The organism is Novosphingobium sp. HNCC26DJ243 (assembly GCF_057180545.1).
The window spans coordinates 1-13,727 of the sequence record NZ_JBXUGN010000011.1; the positions used below are offsets into that span (position 1 = coordinate 1).

General features: G+C 56.6%; 7 protein-coding genes and 3 pseudogenes. 9 read left to right on the forward strand and 1 reads right to left on the reverse strand.

The genetic code is table 11. From position 1 onward, the window contains the following. Positions 1–537: 537 nt before the first annotated feature. From AC2A04_RS17955 to AC2A04_RS17980, 6 genes and pseudogenes are all read left to right on the forward strand, one after another. Positions 538–1,313, forward strand: a pseudogene (locus AC2A04_RS17955) (transposase); the annotation flags it as partial. Positions 1,314–1,727: 414 nt separating this feature from the next. Further along, entirely contained in the window at positions 1,728–2,312 is a 585-nt protein-coding gene (locus AC2A04_RS17960; protein WP_484213733.1) for a polysaccharide biosynthesis/export family protein, read from the forward strand. A 23-nt stretch (positions 2,313–2,335) separates the two neighbouring features. Continuing rightward, entirely contained in the window at positions 2,336–3,709 is a 1,374-nt protein-coding gene (locus tag AC2A04_RS17965; RefSeq protein WP_484213734.1) for an outer membrane beta-barrel protein, read from the forward strand. 452 nt (positions 3,710–4,161) lie between these two features. Continuing rightward, positions 4,162–6,591 (forward strand): right-handed parallel beta-helix repeat-containing protein, encoded by a 2,430-nt coding sequence (locus AC2A04_RS17970; RefSeq protein WP_484213735.1) that lies wholly within the window; start codon positions 4,162–4,164, stop codon positions 6,589–6,591. 447 nt (positions 6,592–7,038) lie between these two features. Then, complete coding sequence (locus AC2A04_RS17975) at positions 7,039–8,190, forward strand: glycosyltransferase family 4 protein (RefSeq protein WP_484213736.1); 1,152 nt, start codon at positions 7,039–7,041, stop codon at positions 8,188–8,190. A 212-nt stretch (positions 8,191–8,402) separates the two neighbouring features. Continuing rightward, entirely contained in the window at positions 8,403–9,383 is a 981-nt protein-coding gene (locus AC2A04_RS17980; RefSeq protein ID WP_484213737.1) for an acyltransferase family protein, read from the forward strand. Positions 9,384–9,422: 39 nt separating this feature from the next. Here AC2A04_RS17980 and AC2A04_RS17985 read toward each other — a convergent pair. After that, a pseudogene (locus AC2A04_RS17985) lies at positions 9,423–10,166 on the reverse strand (IS5 family transposase); the annotation flags it as partial. Positions 10,167–10,322: 156 nt separating this feature from the next. Between AC2A04_RS17985 and AC2A04_RS17990 the strand changes: the two are divergent. The 3 genes and pseudogenes from AC2A04_RS17990 to AC2A04_RS18000 form a co-directional block, all read left to right on the forward strand. After that, a pseudogene (locus tag AC2A04_RS17990) lies at positions 10,323–10,690 on the forward strand (transposase); the annotation flags it as partial. Between the two features lie 574 nt (positions 10,691–11,264). Beyond that, the gene (locus tag AC2A04_RS17995) at positions 11,265–12,569 is read left to right on the forward strand and encodes a UDP-glucose dehydrogenase family protein (protein WP_484213738.1); all 1,305 of its coding nucleotides are present in this window, start codon (positions 11,265–11,267) and stop codon (positions 12,567–12,569) included. Continuing rightward, positions 12,553–13,587: an SDR family NAD(P)-dependent oxidoreductase gene (locus tag AC2A04_RS18000; protein ID WP_484213739.1), complete on the forward strand. Its 1,035-nt coding sequence runs from the start codon at positions 12,553–12,555 to the stop codon at positions 13,585–13,587. The genes AC2A04_RS17995 and AC2A04_RS18000 overlap by 17 nt, the downstream gene beginning before the upstream one ends. The last annotated feature ends 140 nt before the right edge of the window (positions 13,588–13,727 follow it).

A 13,727-nucleotide genomic window follows, 5' to 3' on the forward strand; every position in this document is an offset into this window, starting at 1 on the left:
TTTCTCCAAGCTGAAGCACTTCCGCCGCGTTGCCACCGGCTACGACAAGCTGGCCGAAAACTTCCTGGCCATGGTCCAATTCGCATCAATGCGCCTGTGGCTCCGCGTTTATGAGTCTACGCCCTGGGGTCCGGACCCAACAACAGGTCGTTCAAGGTAGCCGATCGTAAGTCACTGCCCCATCGAGGAAGCAGTGAGATAGCTGATTTATTTTGACTTTCCAATACGCAAGGTGCTCGGATCGAGCCTCTGCTTTCGACCGATATGCGCGGGAAGGCGCGAGTGGATAATTGTCGTTTGTTCGCGCTTCGCTGTGTCGGCCGCTGCGCTGACTGTGCTGACTCTTATGGACCGAAGAAAGCACTTTATCGCCGGCTTGTCAGATGGTCCTTACGTGGCATCTGGGAAGGCATCTTCAGCGCGCTAGCAGGAGCAGGACAGTCTCTTCATCGACAGCAGTTGCATCAAAGTTCACCGCTGCGCCGAAGGCGGAAGAGGGGGACCTTACTCATCTTATCGGCCGCGCGAAAGGCGGTCGCAGCCACGGTGCGGCTCTTTCGCGAGCGCCTGATGCAGGCAAAAGCGACCTGCTAGCACTTTGCGCGCTTCGATGCCGCGCTAACCGACCGGGGCTATCTCGTCGTAGGCGTGTAGATCATCGACACGACAGTCGTGCCAGAGCCGCAGCCGCGCAATACCGAAGCCGAGAAGATAACGATCATGGAAGGGCGTGTGCCCGAAGGCTGGAAACCAGCGAAGGCTCGGCACAAGGATCGTGACGCCCGTTCGTCGATCAAGTACATCAAGGCCAAGGTCCGTGAGGGTGCCGATCCCAAGGCGGCCAAGCCGGTCGACCTCGCCATTCCGGTGTTCGGCTACAAAAATCACATCACATCGACCGGGCTCACAGCTTAACGCGCACCTGGGATTCCAGCGCTGCCAGTGCCCATGACGGCGCGCGGTTGCCCGTTCTGATCAGCAAGCCAAAAACCGGCTCAGGTGTCCGAGCGGACACCGCCTATCGCCCGAAGAAGAACGAGGCGTTCCTAGCCGGTGGCATGTTCACAGCCACATCCACATCCATCAGAAGCGAAAGCTGCGGCGGCAACTGCCCGCACAAATAGCCAGGGCCAATACCCGGCGCTCGAACGCGCACAGGTTGAGCACGTCGTCGCCGGACAAAAGCACCGCATGGGGCTTGTCGTGCACACAATCGGCATAACCCGCGCCACGATCAAGACCGGCATAGCGGATCTGGCTTTTACAATCTCCAGCGCCTCACCTGGCGCGAAGGGCGAAGTGTGCCTGCATGATACCAAAACTGGCATCAAGAGACGCCGAGGACATGGAAATTACCGAAGAATACGCGGAAAATTCAGTCCTGCTATGCCTCCCCGCCTCGACCCGCTGTCACTCCGCTCAAAATCCATCGGTTATTCGAGGTATCCAGCTTAATACGGCAACGCAACGTTTTTCCGGATAAGCCCTTGCAGCAATTGCCAGTTTATCATCTGGCTTGGGCTTGAAGCGCAAATGGCGTACCAGCAATGCGCTCGGTCTACACCGCACGCCTGATCGCTCCCACCTTGTTTCCTGCCGTTATGTCCACTGCCGGCGATCCCCAATAACGGAGGCTCCTTCAGAGCGGAATTTGTCGACGCCGCCTAGTCAGACGCATTCAGTTCGGCTAATAGCAATCTAGCGGCCTATCTGGAGGAGTTACACGAATGGGAATTTCCCCCTGGCGTATTGTGGTGATCGGCTTTTCAGGTTTGACTGGTACAATGCTCTCGTCGTGTGCGCCGACCACCGGAGCACTTCCCCTTCCTGCAGCTCAGCAATCCGCTTCTTCGGACTACCGCCTGGGACTTGGTGACAAACTGCGGATCACTGTCTACGGTGACCGCGAGCTGTCAGGTGAATATCAGGTGAGCGGCAAGGGCGTGGTGACCATGCCTTTGATCGGTGAAGTGCCTGCACTGGGTGGGTCGGCTCGCGAACTCGAAGCGCGTATCGTTGAACGACTACGCAATGGCCAGTTCATTTTGAACCCCAGTGTTTCGGCTGAAGTATTTTCCTATCGCCCGTTTTACGTGATCGGTGAAGTTGCCAAACCTGGCGCTTATGCTGCGGTGGAAGGCACCACGATTCTTGGCGCTATTGCGACGGCCGGTGGTTATAGCTATCGTGCCTATACTAAAGAGGTGCTCCTGCGTCGCTCCGGCGAGGACAAAGAATATTCGGTCAACCCCGGAACGGTGCTTTACGTGCAACCGGGCGATGTTGTTCGGGTAGCCGAGCGCCATTTTTGATTTTGTGATTGGGGGGGCACGTCATGCTTAAGCGCCAACGAGCGCTCGCTGCGCCATTGTCGGTCGCAGCGCTGGTAGCAATGGGGACTATTGCGCGGGCCGAGCAACCCGCAGTGGCGGCTTTAGCCGAACAGGCACGGGCAACCGACTCGAGTATCCCACCCGCTAAGGTGAACACGCTGCCGGATGAACTCAAAGTTGCCAAGGCTGAGCCGATACTCAACCCTCGCCCGCCCCGGGGCGTCTCAATCGTCGATCGCAAACGCCCCGATTATGATCCCGATGGGGCCGCAATTGGATCTTACACTATATACCCAAGTCTTCGTTCGTCCGTGGCGGCAACAGACAACCTTTACAAGCAGCCAAACGGCCAGGGAGCGGTCCACTTTGTCAACCGGTTAGACTTGCGGCTGACGGCAGCACCGACGGCCTACCAGTTATCGGCGGACGGTTTCGTCCAGCAAACCAGTTACATGCAGGCCACCTCCGAAGATACATTTACCTATCGCATGCGCGGCGGGTTCAAAGGCGCGCTAACCCCGGATTTGACAGTCCGGGCAAATGCAGTGCGCGAACATGTTGCACTCCAGCGCAGTGGTGTGGGTGAAGTAGTCAACAATCGCAAGCCAACCCGTTATGGGCGAACCGGGTTTGATCTGTCGATCCGCAATGAGTTTCAGCGGTTGTCAGTCCAGGCGGCATATGCGCATGACGACACGCGCTTTCTAAGCAATATTGACCCGGCCGGTAATGCTCGCTCGGAACGGGCGCGCAATTTTAAGCGTAACGCTTTGGAATTGCGCCTAGGCATGGCACTGGGCCCTGACACCCAGGTGTTCGGTCTGGTCAGCCGCGAAACCCGCAGGTTTACTCTATCGAGCACGCCAACCCGCGACGTGGATATTAGCAAAGCGGTCGCAGGGGTTGAAGGCGACATAACACCGGTCATTCACGGTCGGATCGACATCGGCGCGCTCCGCACCGACTTCAAGTCTCCGACCATTAGGGACGCAACTGACGTTACCTTTGACATGGAACTGAACTTCTTTGTCACCGACCTCACCACAATTACACTTAGTGGCGATCGTCGATTACTGAACGTGGCCAATGCAGCTTCGGCAGCGGCGCTGGGCACAAACATTTCGGCGCGGGTCGATCACGAACTCTATCGCAATGTGATCGTTTCGGCCGAGGGTAGCTTTGGCGATGCACGTTACTTCGCTAGCAGCGCCAGGGCCAAGGCGTACGCTCTGGATGTCGGGGCGCAATGGCTGTTGTCCAAGCGGATACACTTGCTGGCAGGCGGACGGTTTGAAGGCCGTAATGCAAGCGGTTTTGGAGTGAAGCGAGATTTCACCAGTGTCTCGGCTAATATCGGCGTCCAGGTCGCCCTATGATGTGAGCCCGATCAATAAAGTGGGGCGGAATGATCCTTACCGCCACCTCTCCGGAATAATGCGTGACCACCGCACGGGACCACAAATCATTCAGATTGATGGTGTGGACCGATCTTGTGGCTATAGTCAGTCCACCATGACCGTTCAGAATGAGACGCAGTAGCGCGCCCTCCATGCACACCCAACATTGCGTTCAACCCTGCATTGGGCGCGGTGAAAGGGGTTGCGCCTGCTATTATGGTTAAAGTACTCCCTACCCGCAGAAGCTAGTGGTGGGGGCACGGCATCAGTCGATGCCCACAGTCGGGTTACGCAAGGGATCGATCAGTGTGTTTCGCAATGGCGTTCTGATGCCTGCGTGGGTCAATGCCTTCTCGACCGTTTACCGCCTTTGTTGATCAAAACACAAGTTTGTGCCTGCACGATCTGCAGGGACTGCAAAGGGGAACACAGTGCCAACGCTTTTTTCGGACCTAAAGCCGGTTCGGGTGCTTCATGTTACAGTTGGAACTGGCGCCGGCGACGGTTCAGTGAAAAACCCATTCCACTCGATCCAGTCAGCTGTGGATGCGGCAACTCCGGGCACGGCAATTATAGTCCACGCAGGTGTTTACCACGAGAACATCAAGATCAGCGACAAGCGCAGCGGGACTGCCACGGCACCGATCTGGCTCGTTTCTGGCGACGGCCCGCAAGCGGCCTCGATTGTCGCCACCAGCGCAAGCAAGCCTGTGATCCAAGCTTTGGGAGTCGATAACTACGTAATCGAGGGCTTCAAGCTCAGCGGTGGTTATGACGGCATCCAATTCTCGCAAAGTGGACGTGATTTCTCCAATCTTGTTAACAACGTGGTCATTCAAGGCAATTCGATCACCGACGTCGTCCACGACGGAATTAAAGTTGGCCAGGCCAACAATGTGCAATTGCTCGACAATAAAATCGACAACGTGGCAACGGAAGAAGGTATTGATTTCGTTGCTGTAAACAACGGCCTCATCGCAAGAAACGAGATTTCTAATGTCCAGGGCACGGCCGCAGCGATATTCGCCAAGGGTGGTTCTATCGGTATCGAAATCCTAGACAATTACGTCCACAATGTCCGAGGCGATGGCATCGCCGCCGGCGGCAATACGGCGCTGACATCATTCCGGCCAGGCGTGACGGGCTTCGAAGCCAAGAATGTGCTTATCGATGGCAACCGCATCGAAGATGTAGGCAAGCGCCCAGTCAGTGTGCGTGGCGGGACAAACGTAGATGTTACTAACAATCTGCTGAAGGGCAGCCCCAATTACGCCACTGCAGTCTACATTACCACCGGTAGCCAGGGCACGACGAATACCGTGGCGTCGCGGGACGTCTATGTCGCCAACAACAAGCTGGCGGCTGTCAAGACGCTGCTGACAATCGACCCTGGCAATAACAACGCCATCAGTGTGGCCAACAACACGACTGGCTCCTGGACTGACAAAGTTGGCCCGGACCCTTTACTTCTCCCTGCTTGGGCAACGTCGGCGGGCAAGCTGATTGAGCCAGTAACGGCTGTGGCAACGCCGGCCCCAGCTCCATCGTCTGTTATTTCAGCTCCTGCCCCTGCGATCCCCGCTGCCCCGACGCCGACGCAGCCCAGGGGCTCCTCGCAGTCCCTCTCAACCGCCCGTGACAGCGCCGCGGCCCAGAACACGATAACTGGGACGTCGGGCAAGGATCGTCTTGTAGGGACCGACAAGGCTGACATGCTAGACGGTTTGAGCCGGGAAGACATGATGGCTGGCGGGAAGGGCGACGATACCTATATCGTCTCGGGCTATAAGGACGTTGTGGTCGAACTGGACGACGGCGGTACCGATACAGTGGAACTGTTCGATAACAAATTCTGGCTTCCCGCATATGTCGAAAACCTGCTCGCACGCGCAGCAACTGGCTCGCTGCTGGTCGGCAACGCTTTGGACAACAAGATTGTCGGCGGCCTGAGGGACGACATTATCGTCGGTGGCGGCGGTCAGGACATTCTGGCAGGTGGCAGCGGGGCAGACCGCTTTGTCGTCGGCATTGGCGAGGGTTCGGACATAATCATCGATTTTGGTTCAACCGATCAGATTGTGCTGGAAGGCGCGCGATTTTCAAACTTCGATCAACTCCTTGCTGCGATGACCCAGGTTGGTCAGGACGTAAATATTGTGCTTGGTGCCACTGAGACGCTGACGCTCAAGAACGTCCAACTGACCAGCCTGACTGCTGCTCAATTCGGATTTGATAACTTGGCGGCCCCTGCTGCCAGTTCGAGCACAAGCACTACGTCGGTGTCCGGCACGAAATCAGCCGAATGGCTCGTTGGCGATGGCGCTAACAATTTGATTGACGGCGGCGGCGGCGGCGACGTGTTGGTAGGCTGTGCGGGTGACGACGTCTATGCGATCAGAGACGCATCGGATCACATTGTCGAAGCTACAGGCGGGGGGACCGATACCGCCAACGTCTATCTCTCAAACTACACGCTTGCATACGCGGTCGAGAATGCAATTGTCAGAATTGACACCGGTGTACGAATCGAAGGGAATTCTGCAAGTAACCTGATTGTGGGTGGCAAGGGCGATGACATAATCATCTCGGGGGGCGGAAAGGATGTCCTGACCGGTGGTTTGGGCAATGACAAGTTTGTCGTACAGAATTCTGACACAGGCAGCGACTGGATCATCGATTTCACAAGCGGCCAGGACAAGCTCGATCTCTCTGCCTTGGCAGCTAATTATGCAGACGGCCAGGTGATTACTACGGCTACCGCAGACGGTTTAGAGGTCTATTTTCATCATGGTGCGCAGTTTGAACTGGTGGCCACACTGTCAGGCTTGAAGCAAGTGAGTTCTGGAGACTTCATTTTGTAGGGATGGTTTACAGTATCTGAATTGTCTCGATCGCGCCCTATCAATGGCGCAATTGCCCGCCGCCTAGCTGGCTTATTTTACTCCGAATGTGCAACCTATGTTCGCGACAACTTGGGATTCTTCACGCGCAGCTCGTCTGGCACGAGGCGCTGATTGCACCATGGCAGAGGCCAGAAGGCATCTGTCGCGAAACAATTTTCTGTTCAGCACGTTCCAAAACTGCAATGCGGTGTCATTGCTTGGCCGCCTCCATTTCGGCAAAAGCAGGATCAGCGATCCGGATTGTGGCGGATTTCCGTTGAAAAAGCCGCTCTCGACTGAGACTTTCAGTTTCTGCCCACGTCATGCGAGAGGTGCATTTCCAGTGACTGACCGACATTGCCGGTCACAAAGTCAATCGCACCTACCCGCGGAACATGGTTCGCAAACAGCCTGAGGAATACCCTGATGGCACAAGCAATGCGTCGCACGATCATATTCCCTTTTGCCGGGGAAACCAAAGGCGGATCATTGCAATCCACGCTCTTGCTAATACGCAAGCTGCGTGAGCTTGGCATTGATGCTCAGGCAGTCTGCCACGGACTCGGCTTCGCCTACGACGAAGCCGTCAGGCAGGGCGTGCCTGTCGTGCTTGTCCCCGGCTTTGGCGGGAAGCGTGAAAACGAAGATCGGGCTGATGGCCTGCGCCCTGCCAACTTCCTCAGCATGGTTCACGTCTTAAAGGCCCTTCGCGAGCTGCGTCCCGCGTTGGTTCACCTCAATGAAAAGCGCATGGTCCGCACCTGGACCCTGCCCGCGTGGCTGTACCGCGTGCCTGTGCTGGTTCACTGGCGGACCAACTATCGGCCCAGTCTAAGCATAAACTTCGGACTCCGGCTGGCGCGAAGAATAATTTGTATTTCGCGCTTCAGCGCCAGCGCATTGCCCGCTTGGGCCAAATCCAAGAGCAGCGTTGTCTACAATCCGATCAATGCCCCGATATCCCCTGCCGAGCGTGAAGCGATGCGGCAGACCAAGCGAGCAGCGCTCGGGCTGAAGGCCACCGATGTTCTCATCGGATTCTTCGGCAATTTCTCGTGGCGTAAGCGTCCATATCTGTTGCTTGAAGCGGTCGAGCGCCTGCGTTCCGAACGGGGCAATGGCATTTTTGGCCTGTTGTGCGGCAGCTTGACCCCGCCTCACGATGAGCGCTACCTAAAGCGACTGACGGAAAGGGACTGGACCGATAGCATATTCATGCCGGGCTTCGTTCACGATGCTCCGGCTTGGATGGCCGCCTGCGATATGATCTTGGCTCCGGCGTTCGACGAGCCGTGGGGCCGCACGCTTGCTGAAGCACAAAGTCTTGGGATCCCGATCATCGCCTCTGCGGACGGTGGGCACCTTGAGACGATCATCGATGGGCACGATGGTCTTTTTGTCGATAACGGCGAGGCACTGCCTTGGACCAACGCAATTGGCTCGGTTCTCGATAGCCCGGCCTTGCGAGAGAAATTAGTCGCTAACGGACTCATGGCAGCGCAAGCCTTGTCGGTCGACAGCCATGTTGCGAAGGTCATCGCAATTTATGGCGAACTCGGCGTCGCAACGATCCGTTGATCGACCGTCAAGCGCGCGCAACATTGCACCGATTTTTCGCGCTAGTGCGCCGAACCCTTTTTGCATTGCGGTAAATTCATGTAAGAGCGAAACAACTTGTTGCACTCGATGTGGAACGCTGGGGGGCTGACGCAATCGGCAACACAGGCGCGAATGGGTGAGAGCTCTTAACAGGTGATCAGCCTGATATGGCTGCAAAACCAGGAGTCCGTATGACACGGATTGGTTATCTTGACGGTTGGCGCGGGTTCGCGATCCTCGGTGTGTTACTCGGCCACTTCTTTGATGTCCGTGGTCTCAATCCTGGTCGGTTGGGCGTAGAATTGTTCTTCGTCCTTAGCGGTCGCCTGATGGCCGAAATTCTTTTCGTCAAGCAGGTCGCCCTGCCCACCTTCTTTATGCGCAGGTTCGCCAGAGTCTATCCGACTTTTATGATCTTTATCTTGCTGGTCTACGCTTCAGATATCTTCGACGTGACTTTGGTGGAAGTCTTGTCCTGCCTCACCTTCACCTATAACTATTTCTACACTTCGTTCGCAACATCCATCACCTTTAACCATATTTGGTCTCTATGCGTCGAAGAGCACATGTACGCTTTGCTAGGCCTCTTGGCTCTCTTATGTCGGCGGAACGACCGCGATCCCGTGCCCATTCTGATCTTTCTGGCAGTGGCCATGATGAGCAATGGCATAATCCGACATGCGCTGGGCCACACATATTACGAATCTTATTGGCGCACCGATGTGCGCGGCGCATCGATCCTCGCGGGGGCAATCGCTTTTCTGCTAGTCAAACGCCACAACTTGCTGGCGCGCATACATGGTATGGTGCCGGTTGGGCTCGGTGCTCTATCAATTGTGCTCAACCTTGGGCGGGTGCCCGATCCGGTCAAATATTCGGCTGGCACCATATGCTTGTCATTCTGTCTGGCTCTATTGCCCAGCGCTCCCAGCCTCGTCATGCGCATTCTTGATAATGCACTCTTGCGCGGCATAGGGCTTATCTCGTTCTCGCTATATTTGTGGCAGCAAGTGTTTTTTGAATATGGCCGTGAACATTTCGGGACATTCTACTCACTCATCGGGGTCAGTCTAGCGCTGCTTGCGGGACTGCTCAGCTATTTGCTGATCGAGAAGACCACACGGCCGTTGACGCTCAAGTTGTTTTCGCGGGCCTCCTCTCGGTTGGCCTGATCGCGAAAATGAACCAGTAATCGCCAGACTCGTTGACAGCCAGGATGCCACGGCATCAGTGAGACTTATGGCTGACAGGAAGTTGCCGGCTAGCTTGTCGTAACGGGTGACGCTGCGGCGGTAGTTCTTGAGGCGGCAGACCACGGCCTCGACCCGCCAGCGATCTTTGTATCGGCGTTCGTCATATTGGATTGGGCGTTTGCGGTTGCGCCCTCCGGAGATCGCCGGGATCGCGCCCTGTTCGCAAGGCGACCCTGATACGGTTCGCGTTGTAGCCACGGTCGGCAATAATGCCGCCTCATCCCATTTGTTTCGCCAAGCAGCAAATAAGCACCCTTTACATCGGATGTGTTGCCGGCCGTTTGAATGAGAAGGTGTGGTCGTCCAAGTACATCGACGAGGGCATGGGTCGTAGTTGTTCGGCGGCCACGCGAGAGCCCGATGGCACTGGCCGGAGCCCTCCTTTTTGCGCCACCCGCAGAGCAGTGAGACTCGATGTAACTACTATCGATCTGGCCTGCTTGCGCTATCCAGCCTTCCCCTGTCAGCGTCGTCAGGATGCGCGTCCAGGTGTGCCCCGGCGGCTCCAACCATTGTATAACGTCGTCGAAAAGCGAATTCTGACGGGCAGTCCACCCAACGGCTACCGCATTTGAGCATGTAGATGGTGCCCCTGATTACCCGCCGATCATCGATCGCGCCGCACTCCGGGCCGGCTCTTCGGCAAGTGGGCTCAATCTCTGTCCACGCTTCTTCCGACAACCAGAACAACGAACGTAAAATTCCCAACAGGCTCCAGCCTCAGCGGAAGGCTCCCGCAATCAATGCGCTCGCAGATTTTCAATAGGCTGATCTGGTTTGGACCATCGTGCCGAAAATGTGGGCGTCGTTTCTCTCCGGTTCAATCTGGACACCTCGAAGAACTCAGGCTTTTGAGGTTTTCGCTGTCCGTTGATAGCTGCTTTGCGTCGGAATGTTCGTGAAAGGGGCGGCCGACCGCCGTTTAACCCGGTACTGATGTTCAACATCCTGGTGCTGCAAGCACTTCACTCGCTGTCGGACGAGGCAACGGAATCTCAGCTCAAGAAACGCCTCTCGTTCCAGCGCTTCGTGGGTCTTGGCTCATGGTATCGGCCGCACGAGAGGCGGCCGATACCACGGTGAGGCTCTTTCGCGAGCGTCTGATGCAGGCAAAAGCGATCGACTAGCTCCTTGCGCGCTTCGATGCCGCGCTGACCGACCGGGGCTATCTCGCCATGGGCGGGCAGATCATCGGCGCGACAGTCGTGCCTGCGCCGCAGCCGCGCACAGGTTGAGCACGTCGTGGCCGGACAAAAGCACCGCATGGGACTTGTCGTACGCACAATCGGCATAGCCCGCGCCACGATCAAGACCGGCATAGCGAATCTGGTTTTTAAAATCTCCAGCGCCTCACCTGGCGCAAAGGGCGAAGTGTGCCTGCATGATGCCAAAACTGGCATCAAGAGACGCCGGGGACATGGAAATCACCGAAGAATACGCGGAAAATTCGGTCCCTCTACGCCTCCCCTCCCCGCCACGCCCCGCCCCGCTCCGCTCAAAAACCCATCAGTTATTCGAGGTGTCCAGCGATATGGATGGCCGATCTTTCTTCCTGTGGCGGCCAGTCAAGACGCGCGATCTACAAACACCCTCTCCGCCCAGGCAAGCCACCGCTCCTGCCCTGCGTTAGCATATTCCCTTTTTCGCGCTTCGTATTGGCACAGGCAAACCAAGTGGTACACAAACTCTTTCCATTTTTGCTGCACTGCGATAGTCATGGAAAGACGATCACATTTCCAGCTTATTGCACCGTAAACCGCGGCCGACATGGCTTGCTCAACCTCAAGGATGGATCTTTGCATGCGCGTTACAATGATTGGATCGGGTTACGTCGGGCTCGTTTCGGGAGCCTGCTTTGCTGACTTCGGGCACAATGTGATCTGCGTCGACAAAGATGTTTCGAAGATCGAGGCGCTCAAAGCAGGCCGTATTCCAATCTTTGAGCCCGGTCTTGATCAACTGGTCGCTTCCAATGTCGCAGCGGGCCGCCTTAGCTTCACGACTGAACTGGCGCCGGCCGTTGCCGACGCTGATGCCGTGTTCATCGCAGTGGGCACGCCCTCGCGTCGCGGTGACGGTTATGCCGACCTTTCATATGTGTATGGTGCAGCCAGAGAAGTGGCCGGCGCGCTTAAGAGATTTACGGTGATCGTCGACAAGTCGACCGTGCCTGTGGGAACAGGCGACGAAGTTGACCGCATTATGCGGGACGCCAACCCAACCGCAGAATTTGCGGTGATCTCCAACCCTGAATTCCTGCGCGAAGGTGCTGCCATCAACGATTTTAAGCATCCCGATCGAATCGTCATCGGCGGAGACGACGAACGTGGCATGCAGGTTCTGCGCGACATCTATCGCCCGCTGTTCCTGGGCGGAAAGTCACCCTTGATCGAAATGAGCCGCCGGGGTGCTGAGCTGACCAAATATGCTGGCAACGCGTTCCTCGCGACAAAAATCACTTTCATCAACGAAATCGCCGATCTGTGCGAGCGCGTTGGTGCTGACGTGCGCGACGTGGCACGCGGCATCGGACTGGACAACCGCATCGGCGGCAAGTTCCTTAATGCCGGCCCAGGCTACGGTGGAAGCTGCTTCCCGAAGGACACTCTGGCCCTGCTCAAGACCGCTCAGGATTATGACGCCCCTCAGCGCATCGTCGAGGCCGTTGTCGCCGTGAACGACAATCGCAAACGCGCAATGGGGCGCAAGGTGATCACGGCTTGTGGAGGTGACGTGCGCGGAAAGAAGATTGGCGTACTTGGTCTAACTTTCAAGCCAAACACCGATGACATGCGCGACTCTCCGGCAATCGCGATCATCCGTGCGCTGCAGGACGGCGGTGCCATTGTGGCAGCGTGCGATCCCGAAGGTGTGGAGCAGGCAAAGCTGATTCTCGAAAATGTCGAATACATGAACGATCCGTGGGACGTCATCGAGGGTGCTTCGGCCGCCGTGCTGGTCACCGAGTGGGATGCCTACCGCGGACTCGATCTCAAGGCAATGAAGGCCAAGCTCGCCTCACCTGTTCTTGTCGATCTGCGCAACGTTTTCGATCGCAGTGCATCTGAGGCTGCCGGCCTCATCTATCATGCTGTGGGACGCTAATCCGATGCGTACAGTCATGGTTACTGGGACTGCAGGCTTTATAGGCTTTCATCTCGCCAAGCTGCTCATTGCCGAAGGCTTCAGGGTCGTCGGCGTTGACTCGCTTACGAGCTATTACGATGTTGATCTGAAACATCGTCGCCATGCTCTGTTGCGCGAGAGCAACGCGTTCACGGCCGAAGAATTCGACATCCTCGAGCACGAGCAGCTCATGAACTTTGCGCGGCAGGCCAAGCCTGACGCAATTGTCCATCTCGCTGCACAGGCCGGAGTTCGCTACAGCCTTGAACAGCCCCGCACTTACATAGACACCAACGTCACCGGCACGTTCAACGTGATGGAGGTTGCACGCGAGTTGGGAGTGCAGCATCTGCTTATGGCCTCGACGTCGTCGGTGTACGGTGCCAATGAGGAGATGCCCTTCGCTGAGGTGCACAAGACCGAGACGCCGCTGACGATCTATGCGGCGACCAAAAAGGCAAACGAAGTGATGGGCCATTCTTATGCCCATTTGTGGAATTTGCCAGTTACCATGTTCCGCTTCTTTACAGTCTACGGCCCGTGGGGCCGTCCGGATATGGCCTTGTTCAAGTTCACCAAAGGTATTATTGAAGGTACTCCGATCGATATATACAATCACGGCAACATGTTCCGCGACTTTACCTATGTGGAAGATCTGGTGCGGGGCATCCGCTTGCTGATTGATGCCGTTCCAGAACGGCCGCAAAGCAAAGATGCCATCACTCAGGGCGACAGCCTTTCGCCGGCGGCGCCGTTTCGCGTGGTCAATATCGGGAATAGTGACAAGGTTCGGCTCGAAGACTTTATCGACGCGATCGAAGCCGAGGTCGGCAAGAAGGCCATTCGCAACTACATGGATATGCAGCCGGGCGACGTTCCGGCGACATGGGCCGATGCCTCACTGCTACAAAGCCTTACCGGATATGCTCCGCAGACTGAGTTTAGGGAGGGTGTTCGGCTTTTCGTGGAATGGTACCGTGAATATTATGGAGTATGATGGACTGCGGCCCTTGGGCGGTGCCGCAACCCGTCGCGCAGGAGGCCCGTGTGGTCCTGAAAATGGCGATGTGCATACCAGCTTGTTGGCACCCCCCGTTCAGTAACCGGGAAATCGTTGTAAAGCTTGATGGAACCAAT